Here is a 17374-nt window from a genome sequence, read left to right as displayed (position 1 = left end):
CGGGAGCCCCAAAAAGGCCTTGCCAGACCACCTGGACATCCCTTGTTGCGAAACCAACGTACGGGCACTTAGACCCACCAGGCCACGGGCCGGGTGGGGAAGGCCCTGGGGGCCACGGCCTCCCCCTTGGGGTGGCGCTCCATGGCGTAGTGGGGGAAGGCGTAGACCTCGAGGACCCCCTCCACCAGGTTCACCAGCCAGACCTCGGGGATGCCCGCCTTCTGGTAGAGGGGGAGCTTCAGGGTGCGGTCCTGGACCAGGGTGGTGTCGGAGATCTCCACCAGGAGAAGGGTATCCCCAGGCCCCGGGTCCCGCTCCCGGTAAGCCTCTAGGGGGGGGCGGAGGAGGGCCAGGTCCGGTGTGGGCTCCGAGTCGGTAGACAAGCCTAGGGGGCACTGGACCATGACCACGGCCTCATCCCCGAAAGCCTCTTGGAAGACCTTGTCCAGGTGCATTACGTAAAGCCGGTGCTTTTTCCCCATGGGCGACACGGCGTACACCTCCCCCTCCAGGAGCTCCACCCGTTCGGGGAGGGCCCCCGCCTCGTAGGCCTTGTGGTAGGCCTCCACCGTGAAGCGGTGCTTGACCATCTCCCCTGAGTATACTTCTGGCCGTGCTGGGCCTCTACCACGCCGCCCGCCTCCTGGGGCTTCGCCCTGCCCTTCTGGAGTCCTTGGGGCCAAGGACCCCCTTTTCCCGGCTCTCCCTCCTGGGCCTGAGGCCGGCGCACCGCCTCGAGGTCCTGGAGAGGCGGCTCTACCTGGACGGGCGCCGGGTGGGGGAGGCCCTGGACCTCTTCCGCTACCTGGAAAGGGGACTAGGACCAGGCCACTTCCCCGCCTGGGTGGGCTTTTTCGCCTACGAGTTCGCCCGCCACCTGAGGCTTCCCACCCATCCCCCTATCCCCGGCCTCCCCGAGGCCGCCTTCTTCTACTACCCCGAGGGCTTCGCCTTCCTGGAGGGGCGGCTTGTGGAAAGGCCCTCCTTCCCTCTCAGGCCCACCCCCTACCTCCCGCCCCCCTTTCCCCCCATGGGCCTTCTGAGCGACTACCCCGAGGCCCGCTTCCTGGAGGGGGTGAGGGAGGTGCAGGAGCGGATCCGGGCCGGGGTGGTCTACCAGGTGAACCTCTCCCACCGCTTCCGAGCCCAAGGCCCTTTGGACCCTCTGGCCCTCTACGCCCGCCTCCGGGCCCATAACCCCTCCCCCTTCATGGGGCTTCTGGAGGGGGAGGGGTGGGCGGTGATCTCGGGGAGCCCGGAAAGGCTTTTCCAGAAGGTGGGGGCCAAGGTGTCCACCCGGCCCATCGCGGGCACCCGGCCCCGGGGGCGGGACGGGGCCGAGGACCTCCTCCTGGAGAGGGAGCTCCTCGCCTCCCCCAAGGAGCGGGCGGAGCACGCCATGCTGGTGGACCTCCTGCGGAACGACCTGGCCAAGGTGGCCCTCCCCGGGTCGGTGCGGGTGCGGGAGCTCTTCACCGTGGAGCGCTACGCCCACGTGATGCACCTGGTCTCGGAGGTGGAGGGGTACACCCGGGCTTCCTTGGGGGAGGTCTTCCGCGCCCTCTTCCCCGGGGGGACCATCACCGGGGCCCCCAAGGGGACGGTGATGGAGGCCATCCGGGACCTGGAGCCCGTGCCCCGGGGGGCCTACACGGGGAGCCTGGGGTACGTTTCGGGCCGGGGGGCGGACTTCAACATCCTCATCCGCTCCTTCTACCAGGTGGGGGAGGTCCTCCACTTCTCCGCGGGGGCCGGGGTGGTCATCGCCTCCTCCCCTGAGGCGGAGTACCGGGAGACCCTCCACAAGGCAGAGGGGCTCCTGAGGGCCCTAAAGGGGGGGCGTCCAGGAAGCCCCCTCGCTCCCCCTAAGCCCGCCGCCTTCTGGGCCCCCCGCCCCCGCCCAGGCGGCTTAAGGCCCGGGTCCTCTTCCTGGAGAACCGGGACTCCTTCAGCCACAACCTGGTGGACTACCTCAGGGTCCTGGGGGCGGAGGTGGCCGTGGTGGACCAGGAGGAGGCCCCTGGGTTCCGGGGCTTCACCCACCTCCTGGTGGGCCCCGGGCCCAAGGACCCCTTCACCGCCGGCAGGGTCTTGGAGTGGACGGAAGAGGCCCTCAGGGAGGGCATCCCCTTCCTGGGGGTCTGCCTGGGCCACCAGGCCCTGGGGGTGGTCCTGGGGGCGGAGCTCTACCGGGAGGCCCCGGTGCACGGGGAGGCCCACCCCATCCACCACTCGGGGGAGGCCCTCTTCCAGGGCCTTCCCAACCCCCTGCCCTTCGCCCGCTACCACTCCCTGGCCCTCAAGGGGCTTCCCCCTAGCCTCCGCCTCCTGGCCTGGACGAGGGAAGGGGTGCCCATGGCCATATGGGACGGGAGGGCGGCCTTTGGGGTGCAGTTCCATCCGGAGAGCATCCTTTCCCCCTGGGGCATGGAGCTCCTCGCCCGCTTTTTGGAGGTGGGATGAAGCGGGTCCTTCTCTCTGGAAAGCCCTTCGCCGAGCCCCTTCCCGAGGGGTTCCTCTACCATGGGCATACCGTCTTCACCACCTTGAGGGCTGAGGGAGGGAGGCCCCTTTGGCTTGAGGACCACCTCGCCCGCCTCCGCCGCCACGCGGAGGCCCTGGGCCTCGCCTACCCCGGGGACGAGGCCTTCCTGAAGGACCTAGAGGTCCTCCTCGCCGCTTTCCCCGAGTTCCCCTGCCTCCGCCTCCGCCTCACCGGGGGGGAAGGGGTGTGGCTTTCCGAGGCCCGGCCCTACACCCCCCCGCCCCCCGCCCTCTACCGGGAGGGGGTGCGGGTCCACCTGACCCCTTACCGGGTCCACCCGGACCTTTTCCGCTACAAGACGGGGAACTACCTCCCCTACCGCCTGGCCCTCAGGGAGGCGGAAGGGCGGGGCGCCTTTGAGGGCCTCCTCCTGGACGGGGAAGGGCACGTGGTGGACGGAAGCCGCACCAGCCCCCTGCTCTTCCGAGAAGGGACCCTTTACCTCCTGGAGGGGGGCCTCGAGGGCCTCACCCGGGAGAAGGTGGCCCAGGCGGCCCGGGAGCTGGGGCTAAGGGTGGAGCGGGCTCTTTTGCGCCCTGAGGAGCTTGAGGGGACGCTTCTTCTAGCGGGAAGCGGGGTGGGCCTCCTCCCCGTGGGCAGGCCACCGGAGGCCCTCCTTCCCCTCATAGAGCGCTTCCTCCCCGCTTGCTATACTGAGTAGCGGTACCGCCAGCCCGAGGGCTTTGGGCTGGTAGCCCTTTTTGCACGGGAGGACGCATGAAGAAGCCGGTCTACCTCACCCCCGAAGGCTTTCGCCGCCTTCAGGAGGAGCTGAACCACCTGAAGACCACCAAGAGGCAGGAGATCTCCACCGACTTTGAGCAGGCCCTGGAGGAGGGGGACCTCCGGGAGAACGCTGGCTACGATGAGGCCCGGCGGGCCATGTGGCAGAACGAGGCCCGCATCGCCCAGCTGGAGGACCTCCTCGCCCGAGCGGTCATCGTGGAGGGGAACGGCTCCTACGACCAGGTGGCCTTGGGCTGCCAGGTGGAGCTGGAGATGGAAAGTGGGGAAAGGCTTTCCCTCTCCATCGTGGGGAGCCACGAGGCGGACATCTTCAGCGGGAAGATCTCCAACGAGTCCCCCCTGGGCCAGGCCCTCTTGGGCAAGAAGGTGGGAGACGTGGTGGAGATAAGGGGCAAGAAGGGGGCCCAGGTCTACACCATCCTGGAGATCAAACCCCTATAGCCTCCGCTGAACGCAAGGGGCCCAGGTGCTCCTCCACGTGGGCCTTCAGGGCCAGGAGGAGGCGGCCCAGGGGGGCTTCCTCCAGGTAGGGGAGGGCTTCGCCCCCGGGAAGGTGGAGGACGGCCCTCAGGGCCTCCACCCCCTTTTCCCCAAGGAACACCCCTCCCTCTCCCAAGCGCCCCCCTTTGAGGTGCAGACCGGGCCCCAGGAGGCTTGGGGAAAGCCCACCCGCCTTCACCACCCGCCAACCCGCCCAGACCAGGGGCAGGAGGGGGTTTTCCTGCTTGGCGATCCCCCGGAGGCCGGAGACGAAAACTGGGTAGACTTTGGGGGCCGCCTCAGGGGAGGCCAGGCGGTAGGCCAATTCGGCCAGGAAGGAGGCCAGGAGAAAGCGCCCAGGCTCCTCCAGGCCGTGAAGCCTGCCCAAAAGCTCGGCCTGGGTCAGGGTAGGAAGCCTCTCTTCCTTGGCGTAAAGCTGGAAGCGCACGTGGTGGAAGAGGGAGAGCCTCCCCGTGCGCCCCGTGGGCCTCTGGCCCCTGCGGGCTACCGCCTCGAGGCTCCCCCTGGGGGTGAGGAAGCGGAGGAGGAGGTCTCCCTGGGGGAGGGGTTTCCTTCCCACCACGATGCCCTCCTCGAGGCGGTACCGCTCCACCCCTTCAGTGTATGCTGGGGCCATGGAACGGACCTTGCGCGACATCCTGGAATGGGTGGTCCTGGGCCTTTTGGTGGTCGTGGGGGTGCTCCTGATCCTTTGGGTGGGGGGCTGGGTCTTCACCTTCTTGGGCAGGGTCCTCCTGGCCCTTTCCGGCCTGATCTGGACGCTCCTCACCTACGCCATCCCTATCCTCATCTTGGCCGCCATTGGCTACGGGGTGGTCTACTTCCTGCAGAAGCGTTCTTCCAGTCCGTCCTGATCTAGGCAGAAGCGATGCGAACCCTAGAAACCTGCCCTTGCGCAGAGAGCGGGCCTTGGCAAAGCCTGGAGGGGGCTTAAACAACCTAGCTAGCTGCTTCTAAAACCCCTTTGCTTTATAAAGGTATCGCGACTAGCCACGGTGCGTGGGGGAGCCATCTCGGCGAGGAGGAAGGGGTGGCCCTCCGCATCCATCCCCGCGGCCTGGAGGTCCGCCCGCCCTGGCCACCACCCGGTGTGGCCCAGGCCCTCCTGCTCTGGGGCTAGCGCCTCTGCGTCCTCGTCCCATGGCGCGGCCAGGATGGCCTGCGCACGGCCACCTCGTCGGGGAGGCGGTGGGTTTAGACCGCTATGACCTCCGCGTCCACGTACGCCATGGGGGGTGCGGCCCAAACGGTAGCTGTACCCAGTCTGACCGTAGGTGGTCGTCGCCAGATGCGCACGGTGGGCGTTTGTTCACCACGTAGCACGGCCTCCATGTGCTTCCGGCGAAAGGGGATAACCAGCGGTGTGCCGCTAGGCCCCTAAAGCTTTTCCAAATAGTTCCCCAGCAGGCGGGGCGGGAAGGGAGCATGTTTTTCCAGCGCGGTTTGAGGGTGCGTCGCCTGGGCCTATAATGCCCCTATGCGCCTTCTTTTCATCGGGGACGTGATGGCGGAGCCGGGCCTTAGGGCGGTGGGCCTTCACCTGCCGGACATCCGGGACCGCTACGACCTGGTGATCGCCAACGGGGAGAACGCCGCCCGGGGAAAGGGCTTGGACAAAAGGAGCTACCGCATCCTCCGGGATGCGGGGGTGGACCTCATTTCCCTGGGCAACCACGCCTGGGACCACAAGGAAGTCTACGAGCTTCTGGAGCGGGAGCCTGTGGTGCGGGCCCTCAACTATCCCCCGGGGACGCCGGGGAAGGGGTTTTGGCGCTTGGGGGCCGGGGAGGGCCTCCTCTTCGTCCAGGTGATGGGCCGCATCTTCATGGACCCTCTGGATGACCCCTTCCGGGCCCTGGACGCCCTTCTGGAGAGGGAGAAGGCGGGCTACGTCCTGGTGGAGGTCCACGCTGAGGCCACCAGCGAGAAGATGGCCCTGGCCCACTACTTGGATGGGCGGGTAGCCGCCGTCCTCGGTACCCACACCCATGTGCCCACCCTGGACGCCACCCGCCTGCCCAAGGGCACCCTTTACCAGACCGACGTGGGCATGACGGGCACCTACCAGTCCATCATCGGCGGGGAGGTGGAGGCCTTCCTCGCCCGCTTCCTCACGGGCCGACCCCAGCCCTTCCGCCCTGCCCAGGGCAGGGCCCGCCTCCACGCCACGGAGCTGGTGTTTGAGGGGGGAAAGCCCGTTTCCATAAGCCCTTATGTCTGGGAAGAACCATGACCGACCTCTTTGAGCTTTTGAAGGCGGAGGTGGACCTTCTGGGCCGTCTCCTAGGGGAGGCCATCAAGAGGGTTTCCGGGGAGAGGTTCTTCGCCCTGGTGGAGGAGGTGCGCCTTCTCGCCAAGGCCCGCCGCCAGGGGGACGAGGCCGCCGGGGAGGCGTTGCTTTCCCGGGTGGAGGGGCTTTCGGCCCTCGAGGCCGAGGCTTTGGTCCGGGCCTTCACCCACTACTTCCACCTGGTGAACCTGGCGGAGGAGCGCCACCGGGTGCGGGTGAACCGGGCGAGGGCCCAGGAAGAAACCCCCGAGAACCCCAGGCCCGAGGGCTTCCTGGCCTTGGCCCAGGCCATGAGGGCCCGGGGGCTTTCCCTGGAGGAGGCGGAGGCCCACCTGAACCGCCTGGAGCTCCTCCTCACCTTCACCGCCCACCCCACGGAGACCCGCCGCCGCACCCTGCGCCACCACCTCGAGGCCCTGGAGCGGGAGCTGGAGGAGGGGGACAGGGCCCGCCTCCTCGCCCGGGTGGCCCTCCTTTACACCACCGAGGAGGTGAGGAAGGCCCGGCCCAGCGTGGAGGACGAGATCAAGGGGGGGCTTTACTACCTGCCCACCACCCTCTGGCGGGCCATCCCCAAGGTGGTGGAGGGGCTTGAACTGGCCTTGGAACGGGTCTATGGCAAAAGGCCCCGCCTCAAGAGCCCCGTGCGCTTCCGCAGCTGGATCGGCGGGGACCGAGATGGAAACCCCTTCGTGACCCCCGAGGTCACCCTTTTCGCCGCCCGGTACGCCCGTGAGGTGGCCAAGGGGAAGTTCTTGGAGGAGCTAGAGGCCCTGGTGCGGGACCTCTCCCTCTCCGAGGCCAGGGTGCCCGCGCCCTGGGAGGTGCGCCAGGGGGGCGAGGGAATAGAGCGCTTTCCCGGGGAGCCCTACCGCCGCTTCTTCGCCCGGCTCTACCGCAAGCTTTCCCAGGGCGAGGCCACTACGGAGGAGCTCCTTTCCGCCCTCAAGATGGCGGAAGGGGGGCTTCGGGCGGTGGGGCTAGGGGAGGTGGGAGAAAGCCTCCTGAGGCCCCTCGAGGCCCGCCTCACCGCCTTCGGCCTGGAGCTCGCCCCCTTGGACCTCAGGGAGGAGTCGGGGAAGCTCCTCCTGGGGGCGGCCGAGCTCCTAAGGGTGGGCGGGGTCCACCCGGACTTCCTCGCCCTCTCCCCCGAGGCCAAGGAGGCCCTCCTCACCGAGGAGCTGAGGACAGCGAGGCCCCTCCTTCCCGTGGGGGAGGAGCCCAAGGAGGAGGCCCTAAGGGTGGCCCTGGAGGCCTTCCGGGCCTGGCGGGACAGGGGGGCCCAGGTGGTCTCCATGACCCACCATCCCGCCGATCTCCTCTCCGTCTTCCTCCTGGCCCGGGAGGTGGGGCTTTACCGCCCCGGGAAGCCCCTTCCCTTTGACGTGGTCCCCCTCTTTGAGACCCTGGAGGACCTAAGGCGGGCCCCTCTGGTCCTCCGCCGCCTCCTGGAGAACCCCGTCTTCCTGGCCCACGCCCGGGGCCGGGGCGGGGTGGAGGTCATGATCGGCTACTCCGACTCCAACAAGGATGCGGGCTTCCTCATGGCCAACCTGGCCCTCTATGAGGCCCAGGAAGCCCTGGGCCGGGTGGGGGAGGAGAAGGGGCTTCCCGTCCACTTCTTCCACGGCCGGGGCACCTCCACCGCCCGGGGGGCGGCCCCGCGGGCCGGGCCATCGCCAGCCTACCCCCGAGGAGCGTGGGCCGCCGCCTCCGCCTCACGGAGCAGGGGGAGGCCCTGGCGGACCGCTACAGCCACCCCGAGCTGGCGGTGCGCCACCTGGAGCAGCTCCTCTTCCACTTCGCCCAGGCCGCCTTGGGGGACGGGGTGGAGCCCAAGCCCCTCTGGTGGGAGGCCCTGAGGGGGGCGGGGGAGGAGAGCGTGGCCCGCTACCGGGCCCTCCTTGCCGAGGAGGGCTTCTTCCCCTTCTTTGAGGCCCTCACCCCCATCCGGGAGATCGGGGAGCTTCCCATCGCCAGCCGCCCCGTCTACCGCCACGGCCGGGTCAGGGACATCCGGGACCTAAGGGCCATCCCCTGGGTCATGGCCTGGACCCAGGTGCGGCTTCTCCTCCCCGGGTGGTACGGCCTTTCCGCCTTGGAAGACCTTCCCTTGGACCTTTTGCGGGAGATGTACCGGGACTGGCCCTTCTTCGCCACCACCTTGGAGAGCGCCGCCATGGCCCTGGCCAAGGCGGACCTGGGGGTGGCGAGGCTCTACCTGCGCCTGGTGCCGGAAAGCCTGCACCCCCTCTTCCACTGGATCGCCGAGGAGTACCTCCGCACCCGAAGGCTCCTGGAGGCCATCTTCCAGGCCCCCCTCCTCCACAACCAGAAGACCCTGGAGAGGCAGACCGCCCTCAGGAACCCCTACGTGGACCCCATCAACACCGTCCAGGTGGAGCTCTTGAGGCGGTACCGCTCCCCTGGCGGACGGGAGGACGAGGGCTTAAGGAAGGCCCTTCTCCTCTCCCTCCTGGGGGTGGCGGCGGGCCTGAGGAACGCGGGGTAAGATGGGGCCGATGGCGTCCATAGGCCACCACCAGGACCAGCGGGTGGGGGTGTTCGTGGACACCCAGAACCTCTACCACTCCGCCCGGGACTACTATGAGCGGAACGTCAACTTTGAGAGCCTCCTCCGCTTCGCCGTAGGGGGTAGGCGGCTCGTGAGGGCCACGGCCTACGTGGTGGAAAGGGAGGGGGACACCTCCGCCTGGCCCTTCATTTACAAGCTTTCCACCATCGGCTACCGGGTGCGGCGTATGTACCTCACGGTGAAGGAGGTAGGGGAGGGGGGCAAGCCCATCTACGAGGGCAACTGGGACATGGGCATCGCCGCGGACATGGTCCGCCTCATGCCCTACCTGGACGTGGTGGTCCTGGGAAGCGGGGACGGGGACTTCGTGGAGATCCTCGAGGTCCTCATGGAAAGGGGTATCCGGGTGGAGGTCATCGCCTTCCGGGAGACCACCTCCCAAAGGCTCATCGACGCCGTGGACCGCTTCGTCCACCTCCCCGAGATTCCGAGCCCCTTCATGGAGCCCAAAAGCGCGGAGCGCTAGACCATGGAGGGCCTGGAGGCTTACGACTACTACCTGCCCCCGGAGCTCATCGCCCAGGAAGGGGTGGAGCCCCGGGACCTGGCCCGGATGCTGGTGGTCCCTAGGGAAGGCCCTTTCCGGGTGGAGCATAGGAGGGTGCGGGACCTCCCCGAGTTCCTGCGCCCGGGGGACCTCCTGGTCTTCAACGAGAGCAAGGTGATCCCCGCCCGCCTCCTGGCGAGGAAGCCCACGGGGGGCAGGGTGGAGGTCCTCCTGGTGCGGGAAAAGGCCCCGGGGCTCTGGGAGGCCCTTCTGGGCCCCGCCCGGAGGGCCCCCGTGGGCACGGAGCTCCTCTTCCTCTCCCCAAAGGACCTGGAGCCCGTTCCCGGCCTGAAGGCGGAGGTGGTGGGGGTGGAGGAGGATGGGGTCCGCCTCCTCCGCTTCCAGGGGGACCTCCTGGCCCACCTGGAGGAGGTGGGGGAGGTGCCCCTTCCCCCTTACATCAAGGCCCAGATTCCCTTGGAGCGCTACCAGACGGTCTACGCCAAGCGCCCGGGCTCCGTGGCCGCCCCCACGGCGGGCCTCCACTTCACCCCGGAGCTTTTGGCAAGGCTTCGGGGGATGGGGGTGGAGCTCCACTTCCTCACCCTCCACGTGGGCCCCGGCACCTTCCGCCCCGTGAAGGGGGACCCAGAGGGGCACGAGATGCACCCCGAGCCCTACGAGATCCCCGAGGCCACCGCCTTGGCGGTGAACCGGGCCAGGGGGGAGGGGAGGCGGGTCGTCGCCGTGGGCACCACGGTGGTGCGGGCCCTGGAGAGCGCCTACCGGGAAGGGGAGGGGGTGGTGCCGGGGGAGGGGGAGACCCGGCTCTTCATCCGCCCCCCCTACGCCTTCCGGGTCATAGACGGCCTTTTCACCAACTTCCACCTGCCCCGCTCCACCCTCCTCATGCTGGTGGCGGCCTTCCTGGGGCGCGAGCGCACCCTGGAGGCCTACCGCCTGGCCGTGGCCGAGGGCTACCGTTTCTACTCCTTGGGCGACGCCATGCTGATCCTCTGAAGGAAGGCCAGGGCGGCCTCCCTGGGGAGCAGGGTGGGCCTTCTTTCCGGGGCGAACCAGGCGAGGAGGGCGGCCAGGTCCTCCTCCGGGGTGGGGCCCTCTAGGGCTAGGAGGACCTTGTGGTCCCCGTCCAGGAGGTGGAGGAGGCCCACCACCTCCCCCTCCGCCTCCCCCAAGGGGTGCGGGGGGCCTAGGAGGACGGCGTCCACCTCCTCCCCGTCTAAAGGGTTCAGGAGGCCGGGGAGGAGGCCGTAGTTCACCGGGGCGGGCCGGTCCTCAGCCAGGGGGAGGAGCCGCCCCTCCTTCCAGGCGTGCCGAAGGGGGCTTCCTTTGGTCCACTCCACGATCATCCGCAGGCGCATGGCTAAGTGCCCGTACGTTGGTTTCGCAACATAGGATATCCAGGCGGGAAATCTGGCAAGGCCTTTTGGGGCCCCCGCCGCGGCGAAAGCCGCGGTGGGGTACTTAGAGGCCCAGGATCAGGCGGGCCACGCTCAGGTAGATGAGGAGGCCGATCACATCGGAGAGGGTGGCGATGAAGGGGTTGGAGACCAGGGCCGGGTCTACCCCAAGCCGCCTCAGGGCCATGGGGAGCATGGAGCCCACCAGGTTGGCGAAGAGGACCAGGAGGAAGAGGGACAGGCCCACCACGGGGATGAGGGGGCCGTAGCCGTCCAGCCCCACCTTGACGAGGAGGACGGAGGCCAGGGTGAGGCCTAAGAGGCTTCCCACCACGGTTTCCTTGAGGAGGACCCGCCGCCAGTCCCTGAGGTCCAGGTCCCGGGTAGCCAGGGCCCGGATGATGAGGGTGGCGGACTGGTTGCCCGTATTCCCCCCGGTGCCTATGAGGACGGGCACGTAGAAGGCCAGGGCGGTCACCGCTTCCAAGACGCTCTCAAACCCCTGGAGGATGGAACTCGTCACCATTCCCGTGAGGATCAGGATGATGAGCCAGCGCACCCGGGCGAGCCAAAGCCCCACTGGGGAGGCCTGGCTGTAGACCAGGTCGGGCACGTCCACGGCGGCGAGCCTATGGATGTCCTCGGTGGCCTCCTCCTCCAGGACGTCCAGGACGTCGTCCACGGTGACGATGCCCACGAGGTACCCCTCCTCGTCCACCACAGGGAGCACGGTGAAGTCGTAGTCGGCCATGAGGCGGGCCACCTCCTCCTGGTCCGTGTCCGTGCGCACGTGGACCACCTTGGGGTTCATGATCTCCGCCACCTTGGTCCTGGGGTCGGCCACGATCAGGTCCCGTAGGGAGAGTACCCCTTGGAGGCGGCCCTCCTCGTCCACCACGTAGAGGTAGTAGATGGTCTCGGCGTCGGGGGCGGCCCGGCGCAGGAAGCGGAGCACCTCGTCCACGGTCATGGTGGCCCGCACGGCCACGTACTCCGGGGTCATGAGGCCACCGGCCTCGTCCTCCTCGTACTGGGTGAGCTCCTCCACCTCGGCCCGGGTCTTTGGGTCCAGGGCCTCCTTGAGCCTTTTGGCCAGGGCCTCGTCCTCCTCCTCCACCGCCTGCAGGGCATCGGCCAGGTCGTCCAGGGAGAGCTCGGTGAGGAGTTCCTGCACCCGCCAGGGAGGGAGGGTCTTCAGGTACTCCGCCTGCTCCTCGGGGGCGAGGTTGGCGAAGACCTCCGCCGCCTTTTCTTTGGAGAGGAGGGTGAGGAGGACGTAGCGGTGCTCCCCGTTGAGGTCATCCCAAAGCAGGAGGAGGTCCTGGGGATGGGTTTCCTCCAAAAGGCGCTTGAGGGCCAGGGTGTCGCCCCCTTCCAGGGCCTCGAGGATGGGGGAAAGGCTCTTCTCCACGGATGGCCTCCCGTGCGGCTCTCGTTAGCGGCCCCCAAGGGGGACTCGAGGGCCAGGCCTCCGAAATGCCCTTTCCAGCCTAGGTAGGGGCTTCCCTTCCGTCAACTGGACCCGCTAGAGATGTGCGAAAAATTGCGGTTGACACGCTCAAGGGGGGTGTCCTATCCTAAGGCCCGGCCTCTGGGGCCAGGAGGGGCATGTTTGGGCAGCTTTCGGCGCGACTAGGGGAGGCCATCGGCCGCCTTCGGGGCCGGGGTCGGATCACTGAGGAGGACCTGAAGGGGACCCTACGGGAGATCCGCCGGGCCCTCATAGATGCCGACGTGAACCTGGAGGTGGCCCGGGACTTCGTGGAGAAGGTGCGGGAAGAGGCCCTGGGCAAGAAGGTCCTGGAGAGCCTCACCCCGGCCGAGGTCATCCTGGCCACCGTGTACGAGGCCCTCAAGGAGGCTTTAGGGGGCGAGACCAGGCTCCCCGCCCTCCAGGACAAGAACCTCTGGTTCCTGGTAGGCCTCCAGGGCTCCGGCAAGACCACCACCGCCGCCAAGCTGGCCCTCCACTACAAGAGCAAGGGGCGGAGGCCCCTCCTGGTAGCCGCGGACACCCGGAGGCCCGCCGCCAGGGAGCAGCTTCGCCTCCTGGGGGAGAAGGTGGGGGTGCCTGTGCTGGAGGTGATGGACGGCGAACCCCCGGAGTCCATCCGCCGCCGGGTGGAGGAGAAGGCCCGCCTCGAGGCCCGGGACCTAGTCCTGGTGGACACCGCCGGCCGCCTGCAGATCGACGAGGCCCTCATGGCTGAACTCGCCCACCTCAAGAGGGCCATGGGCCCCCAGGAGGTCCTCCTGGTCCTAGACGCCATGACCGGCCAGGAGGCCCTCGCCGTGGCCCAGGCCTTTGACGAGAAGGTGGGGGTCACGGGCCTGGTCCTCACCAAGCTAGACGGGGATGCCCGGGGCGGGGCGGCCCTCTCTGCCCGGCGGGTGACGGGGAAGCCCATCTACTTCGCCGGGGTCTCGGAGAAGCCCGAGGGCCTGGAGCCCTTCCACCCCGACCGCCTGGCGAGCCGCATCCTGGGCATGGGGGACGTGGCCAGCTTGGCGGAGAGGGTGCGGGCTTTGGGGCTGGAGGAGGAGGTGCCCAAGTCCGCTAAGGAGCTTTCCCTAGAGGACTTCCTCAAGCAGATGCAGAACCTCAAGCGCCTGGGCTCCTTCTCCGAGGTCCTAGGCCTCCTCCCCGGTGTGCCCAAGGGGTTTCAGGTGGACGACCGGGCTCTGAAGCGCCTCGAGGCCATCGTCCTATCCATGACCCCCGAGGAGCGCAAGGACCCCCGGGTTCTCAACGGCTCGCGGCGCAAGCGCATCGCCAAAGGAAGCGGTACCTCGGTGCAGGAGGTCAACCGCTTCCTCAAGTCCTTTGAGGAGGCCAAGGTCCTGATGAAGACCCTGGAAAAGAGGAAGGGCCGGGGACTCATGGGAATGTTTAGGAGGTGAACGAGCGATGGTCAAGATCCGACTCTCCCGGTTTGGCTCCAGGCACAACCCCCATTACCGCATCGTGGTTACGGATGCCCGCAGGAAGCGGGACGGGGCCTACATCGAAAAGATCGGCTACTACGACCCCCGCAAGACCACCCCGGACTGGCTCAAGGTGGACGTGGAGCGGGCCCGGTACTGGCTCTCTGTGGGGGCAAAGCCCACGGACACCACCAGGAGGCTCCTGCGCCAGGCCGGGGTCTTCCGGCAGGAGAGCGCCTAGGCCCTCGTTCCCGCGCCCGGGGCACCCCCGGGTGTCCTTCCTTTAGCATGGACCCCATGAAGGACCTGGTGGAGTACCTGGCACGGAGCGTGGTGGACCACGCCGAGGCGGTTCGGGTGCTGGAGCGGCGGGGGCGGGACGGCCCCGTTTACCTGCTGGAGGTGGCCCCCGAGGACAAGGGCCGCATCATCGGTAAAGGCGGACGGGTCATCGAGGCCATCCGCACCCTGGTGCGGGCCTACGCCAAGCGCAAGGTGGGCGTGGAGGTGCGATAATTAAGGGTATGCGCCTAGTGGAGATTGGCCGGTTTGGTGCGCCCTACGCCCTCCAGGGGGGGCTCAGGTTCCGGGGGGAGCCGGTGGTGGCCCACCTGGAGCGCATATACGTAGAGGGGCACGGCTGGCGTGCGGTGGAGGACCTCTACCCTGTGGGAGACGAGCTGGTGGTCCACCTGGCGGGCGTTTCCACCCGGGAGCTGGCCGAGGCCTTGGTGGGCCTACGCGTCTACGCCGAGGTTGCCGCCCTTCCCCCTTTGGAGGAAGGGCGGTACTACTACTTCGCCCTGATGGGCCTTCCCGTCTATGTGGCGGGGCAGAAGGTGGGGGAGGTGGTGGACATCCTGGACGCCGGGGCCCAGGACGTGCTGGTGATCCGGGGGGTGGGGGAGCGGCTTAGGGACCGGATGGAGCGCCTCGTCCCCCTCCAGGCCCCCTACGTGCGGGTGGAGAGGGAGGGTATCCATGTGGAGCCCATCCCCGGCCTATTGGACTAGATGCGCTACACCTTCCTTACCCTTTTTCCCGAGCTCATCCGCCCCTGGCTGGAGGAGTCCCTTATCGCCAAGGCCCTGGAGAGGGGGCTTCTTTCGGCGGAGGTGGTGGACCTCCGGGCCTTCGGCCTGGGGCGGCACCGCAGCGTGGACGACACCCCCTATGGCGGCGGGGCGGGGATGGTGATCCGCGCCGACGTGGCGGTGGCGGCCATAGAGTCCGTCCTGCCGGCCGACGAGATCGTCCTCCTCTCCCCGGCAGGCAAGCCCTTCACCCAAGAGGTGGCCGAGGAGCTTTCCCGCAAGCGCCACCTGGTCCTCCTCTGTGGGCGGTACGAGGGGTTTGACGCCCGGGTGGAGGCCTTCGTGACCCGGACCCTCTCCATCGGGGACTACGTGCTCATGGGGGGGGAGGTGGCGGCCCTGGCGGTCCTCGAGGCCACGGCCCGCCTGGTGCCCGGGGTCATCGGGGACCCAGAGAGCTACCTTCAGGACTCCTTCGTGCGGGGCCTTCTGGACTATCCCCACTACACCAGGCCCCCCGAGTTCCGGGGCCTAAAGGTCCCGGAGGTCCTCCTCTCTGGGGACCACCAGGAGGTGGCCCGCTTCCGCCTCAAGGAGGCCTTGAGGCGCACCCTGGAGCTGAGGCCCGATCTCCTCTCCCGGGCCAGGATGGGGGCCCTTGAGGCCAGGTGGCTTGCGGAAACCGACTGGGAAGGCTAGACTGGAGGCTGTTGCCCACGAACCCTCCAGGGTTCCTCTGGGACGGGAGGCTAAGGATGAACCGAGGCGCGCTTCTGAAGGTGGTGGAGTCCCGCTACGCCCGCACGGACCTGCCCGAGTTCCGCCCGGGGGACACGGTGCGGGTGGCCTACCGGGTGAGGGAGGGTAACCGCACCCGCATCCAGAACTTCGAGGGCATCGTCATCAGGATCCGGCGAAACGGCTACAATTCCAGCTTCACCGTGCGCAAGGTGAGCTACGGGGTGGGGGTGGAGCGCATCTTTCCCTTCCACTCCCCCCTCATCGAGAAGGTGGAGGTCGTCCAGCGGGTCCGGGCTCGCCGCGCCAAGCTCTACTTCATCCGCGAGCTTTCCGAGCGGGAGATCCGCCGCAAGCTCCGGGCAGACCGTAAGCGCATCGGCCAGGACCAGGAGAGGGCCAAGGCCCCTGCGGAGGCTCAGGCCGAGACCGCTTCCCAAGGCGAGGCCCAGGAATAGCCCGGGCCTCCTTCCGGAGGCAGGAAACCCAGTCCTCGCTCACTTTAGGAAGCCCAGGTTCCGGGCCCGTTCCAGGGCCTGCACCCGATTATGGGCTTCCAGTTTCATATAGAGATGCTCCAAATGATCTTTGACCGTGTCGGGGGAGACGCCTAGGAATCGCGCCATCTCCTTCACGGAAAGCCCCAGGGCCAACAGCTTGAGCACCTCCTCCTCCCTGGGCGTAAGGGTAGGGAGGTCGGGGGGGAGGAGGTGCTCTTCTCCCGCAAGGACCCTTAGAAGCCGCCGTTTTAGCTCGGGGGCGGAGAGTTCCTTGGAAAAGTAGGCGTCTGCTCCTGCCAAAGCCGCCTCGCGGAGGAGGGCGGGCTCCTGATAGGTGGTGAGCAAGGCGATGAGGCCCCTGTAACCTGCCTCCCGGAGCTTCCTGGCGCAGGTAAGGCCGTCCATGCCAGGCATGCGCAGGTCCAGGAGGACAGCGTCTGGCCTAAGGGTCAGGGCCCTTTCTATGGCCTCCTCCCCGTTTCCCACCTCCGCCACCACCGTGAGGCCCTGGGCCTCGAGACCCGCCCTCAACCCCAAGCGGAAGAGGGGGTGATCGTCGGCAATGAGGACCCGCATCCCCTCTTAGCCTAGCTTCCCCCTGTGAAAACCATGCCAAAGCCTATACTGGGGGCATGCCCTTGACCCTGAACGCCTTGGCGGAGCTTTCCGGCCTGGCTTCGGAGCACGTTTTGCGGGAGGAGGAAGAGGAGACCGGCATCCCCCGCGAGGTCGTCCTGGCCAAGATGCGGGAGCGCATGGCCGTCATGCGGGCCTCCATCCAGAGGGGCCTGGCCTCGGAGGCCCCTAGTGTGGCGGGGATGGTGGGGAGAAACGCCAAGACCCTCTGGGAGGCCCCTGATCCCCTCAAGGACCCCCTCCTCAAGCGGGTCCAGGCCTACGCCATGGCCGTCAACGAGGAGAACGCCCGCATGGGGCGCATCGTGGTCGCGCCCACCGCAGGGAGCGCGGGAACCCTTCCGGGGGCCCTCCTGGGCGTGGCCGACCACCTGGGGATTCCCGACGAGCGCCTCCTCATGCCTATGGTCCTGGCGGCGGGGGTGGCCAAGATGATCAGCCGGGTCATCCACATCGCCGGGGCCAGCGGGGGGTGCCAGGCGGAGATCGGCGCCAGCGCCGCCATGGCCGCCGCTGCGGTGACGGAACTCCTAGAGGGTAGCCCCGAAGCGGCCGCCCACGCCGCTGCCCTGGCCCTGCAGAACACCCTGGGGCTGGTCTGCGACCCCGTGGGGGGTTTCGTGGAGGTGCCCTGCGTGATGCGCAATGGCTTCTACGCCGTCCACGCCGTGAGCGCCGCCTCCATGGCCCTGGCGGGGATAAGGAGCGTCATCCCCCCGGACGAGGTGGTGCTGGCCATGGCGGGCATCGGCCGCCTCCTGCCCTTAGAGCTCAAGGAGACAGGCCTCGGGGGCCTGGCGGACACCCCCACAGGGCGGAGGCTTTCGGAGGAGGCCCTAAAGGGGAGGGGGCCCTAGGTGCCCCCATGGAAACTTCGGGGTGGGGCGCACCGCCCTTGGCCCCTGAGCGGGTTTCTCCTGGGATCCCCGCCGCGGCGAAAGCCCCGGTGGGGTA

The 17374-nt window shown here is 68.3% G+C and carries 18 protein-coding genes and 2 pseudogenes; 15 read left to right on the top strand and 5 right to left on the bottom strand.

The window, feature by feature from the left end; genetic code table 11:
• Positions 1–68: 68 nt before the first annotated feature.
• Positions 69–590, bottom strand: coding sequence for a Uma2 family endonuclease (locus ATI37_RS02830; RefSeq protein ID WP_117237021.1), 522 nt, complete (start codon positions 588–590; stop codon positions 69–71).
• Between the two features lie 23 nt (positions 591–613).
• Between ATI37_RS02830 and ATI37_RS02825 the strand changes: the two are divergent.
• The 3 genes and pseudogenes from ATI37_RS02825 to greA all read left to right on the top strand — a co-directional run bounded on the left by ATI37_RS02825 (position 614) and on the right by greA (position 3733).
• A pseudogene (locus ATI37_RS02825) lies at positions 614–2463 on the top strand (chorismate-binding protein).
• The gene (locus ATI37_RS02820; protein WP_117237020.1) at positions 2460–3206 is read left to right on the top strand and encodes an aminotransferase class IV; all 747 of its coding nucleotides are present in this window, start codon (positions 2460–2462) and stop codon (positions 3204–3206) included. Before ATI37_RS02825 ends, ATI37_RS02820 begins: the two are co-directional and overlap by 4 nt.
• A gap of 56 nt (positions 3207–3262) precedes the next feature.
• Entirely contained in the window at positions 3263–3733 is a 471-nt protein-coding gene (gene greA, locus ATI37_RS02815) for a transcription elongation factor GreA (protein ID WP_117237019.1), read from the top strand.
• Here greA and recO read toward each other — a convergent pair.
• Positions 3720–4385 carry a DNA repair protein RecO gene (gene recO / locus ATI37_RS02810; RefSeq protein ID WP_198665492.1) on the bottom strand — a complete coding sequence of 222 codons (666 nt, stop codon included), beginning with the start codon at positions 4383–4385 and terminating at the stop codon, positions 3720–3722. The genes greA and recO overlap by 14 nt on opposite strands.
• Before the next feature lie 22 nt (positions 4386–4407).
• Here recO and ATI37_RS02805 point away from each other — a divergent pair, with 22 nt between their 5' ends.
• The 5 genes and pseudogenes from ATI37_RS02805 to queA all read left to right on the top strand — a co-directional run bounded on the left by ATI37_RS02805 (position 4408) and on the right by queA (position 10186).
• Entirely contained in the window at positions 4408–4647 is a 240-nt protein-coding gene (locus ATI37_RS02805) for a hypothetical protein (RefSeq protein ID WP_117237017.1), read from the top strand.
• A 623-nt stretch (positions 4648–5270) separates the two neighbouring features.
• Positions 5271–6026, top strand: a complete 756-nt coding sequence (locus ATI37_RS02800) for a TIGR00282 family metallophosphoesterase (RefSeq protein ID WP_117237016.1) — start codon at positions 5271–5273, stop codon at positions 6024–6026.
• Positions 6023–8595 (top strand): annotated as a pseudogene (locus ATI37_RS02795) (phosphoenolpyruvate carboxylase). Before ATI37_RS02800 ends, ATI37_RS02795 begins: the two are co-directional and overlap by 4 nt.
• A gap of 10 nt (positions 8596–8605) precedes the next feature.
• Positions 8606–9145 carry a LabA-like NYN domain-containing protein gene (locus tag ATI37_RS02790; RefSeq protein ID WP_117237015.1) on the top strand — a complete coding sequence of 180 codons (540 nt, stop codon included), beginning with the start codon at positions 8606–8608 and terminating at the stop codon, positions 9143–9145.
• 3 nt (positions 9146–9148) lie between these two features.
• Positions 9149–10186 carry a tRNA preQ1(34) S-adenosylmethionine ribosyltransferase-isomerase QueA gene (queA, locus tag ATI37_RS02785; protein ID WP_117237014.1) on the top strand — a complete coding sequence of 346 codons (1038 nt, stop codon included), beginning with the start codon at positions 9149–9151 and terminating at the stop codon, positions 10184–10186.
• Here the strand turns inward: queA and ATI37_RS02780 are convergent.
• Positions 10153–10548: an ADP-ribosylglycohydrolase gene (locus tag ATI37_RS02780; RefSeq protein WP_117237013.1), complete on the bottom strand. Its 396-nt coding sequence runs from the start codon at positions 10546–10548 to the stop codon at positions 10153–10155. The two genes, queA and ATI37_RS02780, sit on opposite strands and share 34 nt — an antisense overlap.
• 103 nt (positions 10549–10651) lie before the next feature.
• Entirely contained in the window at positions 10652–11998 is a 1347-nt protein-coding gene (gene mgtE, locus ATI37_RS02775; protein ID WP_117237012.1) for a magnesium transporter, read from the bottom strand.
• Between the two features lie 197 nt (positions 11999–12195).
• Between mgtE and ffh the strand changes: the two genes are divergently transcribed.
• From ffh to rplS, 6 genes are read left to right on the top strand one after another with little or no spacing between them, the layout of a single operon-like run.
• Positions 12196–13488, top strand: coding sequence for a signal recognition particle protein (ffh, locus tag ATI37_RS02770; RefSeq protein WP_117237011.1), 1293 nt, complete (start codon positions 12196–12198; stop codon positions 13486–13488).
• A gap of 7 nt (positions 13489–13495) precedes the next feature.
• On the top strand, positions 13496–13753 hold the full coding sequence (gene rpsP, locus ATI37_RS02765; protein WP_117237010.1) for a 30S ribosomal protein S16: 258 nt from the start codon (positions 13496–13498) through the stop codon (positions 13751–13753).
• A gap of 56 nt (positions 13754–13809) precedes the next feature.
• Positions 13810–14028 (top strand): KH domain-containing protein, encoded by a 219-nt coding sequence (locus tag ATI37_RS02760; protein WP_117238491.1) that lies wholly within the window; start codon positions 13810–13812, stop codon positions 14026–14028.
• A gap of 8 nt (positions 14029–14036) precedes the next feature.
• The gene (gene rimM, locus ATI37_RS02755; protein ID WP_117237009.1) at positions 14037–14525 is read left to right on the top strand and encodes a ribosome maturation factor RimM; all 489 of its coding nucleotides are present in this window, start codon (positions 14037–14039) and stop codon (positions 14523–14525) included.
• A complete protein-coding gene (gene trmD / locus ATI37_RS02750) occupies positions 14526–15245 on the top strand; it encodes a tRNA (guanosine(37)-N1)-methyltransferase TrmD (RefSeq protein WP_117237008.1) in 720 nt (239 codons plus the stop codon). It abuts the gene before it with no gap.
• A 56-nt stretch (positions 15246–15301) separates the two neighbouring features.
• Complete coding sequence (gene rplS / locus ATI37_RS02745) at positions 15302–15742, top strand: 50S ribosomal protein L19 (RefSeq protein WP_117238490.1); 441 nt, start codon at positions 15302–15304, stop codon at positions 15740–15742.
• A gap of 39 nt (positions 15743–15781) precedes the next feature.
• On the opposite strand, the gene ATI37_RS02740 is transcribed toward rplS, so the two are convergent.
• A complete protein-coding gene (locus tag ATI37_RS02740; protein WP_117237007.1) occupies positions 15782–16360 on the bottom strand; it encodes a response regulator in 579 nt (192 codons plus the stop codon).
• Positions 16361–16416: 56 nt separating this feature from the next.
• Between ATI37_RS02740 and sdaAA the strand changes: the two genes are divergently transcribed.
• Complete coding sequence (gene sdaAA, locus ATI37_RS02735; protein WP_117237006.1) at positions 16417–17277, top strand: L-serine ammonia-lyase, iron-sulfur-dependent, subunit alpha; 861 nt, start codon at positions 16417–16419, stop codon at positions 17275–17277.
• The last annotated feature ends 97 nt before the right edge of the window (positions 17278–17374 follow it).

The sequence above is a fragment of the Thermus sediminis genome (genome assembly GCF_003426945.1).
Taxonomy (GTDB): Bacteria; Deinococcota; Deinococci; order Deinococcales; family Thermaceae; genus Thermus; species Thermus sediminis.
The sequence above is the reverse complement of the archived record's forward strand: the minus strand, read 5'-3'. Positions and strand labels throughout refer to the sequence as shown.

Coding starts and splice junctions, on each gene's coding strand:
- rpsP (WP_117237010.1), top strand. CDS start 13,496: ATGGTCAAGATCCGACTCTCCCGGTTTGGCTCCAGGCACAACCCCCAT.
- sdaAA (WP_117237006.1), top strand. CDS start 16,417: ATGCCCTTGACCCTGAACGCCTTGGCGGAGCTTTCCGGCCTGGCTTCG.
- trmD (WP_117237008.1), top strand. CDS start 14,526: ATGCGCTACACCTTCCTTACCCTTTTTCCCGAGCTCATCCGCCCCTGG.
- rimM (WP_117237009.1), top strand. CDS start 14,037: ATGCGCCTAGTGGAGATTGGCCGGTTTGGTGCGCCCTACGCCCTCCAG.
- ffh (WP_117237011.1), top strand. CDS start 12,196: ATGTTTGGGCAGCTTTCGGCGCGACTAGGGGAGGCCATCGGCCGCCTT.
- ATI37_RS02790 (WP_117237015.1), top strand. CDS start 8,606: ATGGCGTCCATAGGCCACCACCAGGACCAGCGGGTGGGGGTGTTCGTG.
- ATI37_RS02760 (WP_117238491.1), top strand. CDS start 13,810: ATGAAGGACCTGGTGGAGTACCTGGCACGGAGCGTGGTGGACCACGCC.
- ATI37_RS02820 (WP_117237020.1), top strand. CDS start 2,460: ATGAAGCGGGTCCTTCTCTCTGGAAAGCCCTTCGCCGAGCCCCTTCCC.
- ATI37_RS02800 (WP_117237016.1), top strand. CDS start 5,271: ATGCGCCTTCTTTTCATCGGGGACGTGATGGCGGAGCCGGGCCTTAGG.
- ATI37_RS02805 (WP_117237017.1), top strand. CDS start 4,408: ATGGAACGGACCTTGCGCGACATCCTGGAATGGGTGGTCCTGGGCCTT.
- ATI37_RS02780 (WP_117237013.1), bottom strand. CDS start 10,548: ATGCGCCTGCGGATGATCGTGGAGTGGACCAAAGGAAGCCCCCTTCGG.
- rplS (WP_117238490.1), top strand. CDS start 15,302: ATGAACCGAGGCGCGCTTCTGAAGGTGGTGGAGTCCCGCTACGCCCGC.
- ATI37_RS02830 (WP_117237021.1), bottom strand. CDS start 590: ATGGTCAAGCACCGCTTCACGGTGGAGGCCTACCACAAGGCCTACGAG.
- ATI37_RS02740 (WP_117237007.1), bottom strand. CDS start 16,360: ATGCGGGTCCTCATTGCCGACGATCACCCCCTCTTCCGCTTGGGGTTG.
- greA (WP_117237019.1), top strand. CDS start 3,263: ATGAAGAAGCCGGTCTACCTCACCCCCGAAGGCTTTCGCCGCCTTCAG.
- queA (WP_117237014.1), top strand. CDS start 9,149: ATGGAGGGCCTGGAGGCTTACGACTACTACCTGCCCCCGGAGCTCATC.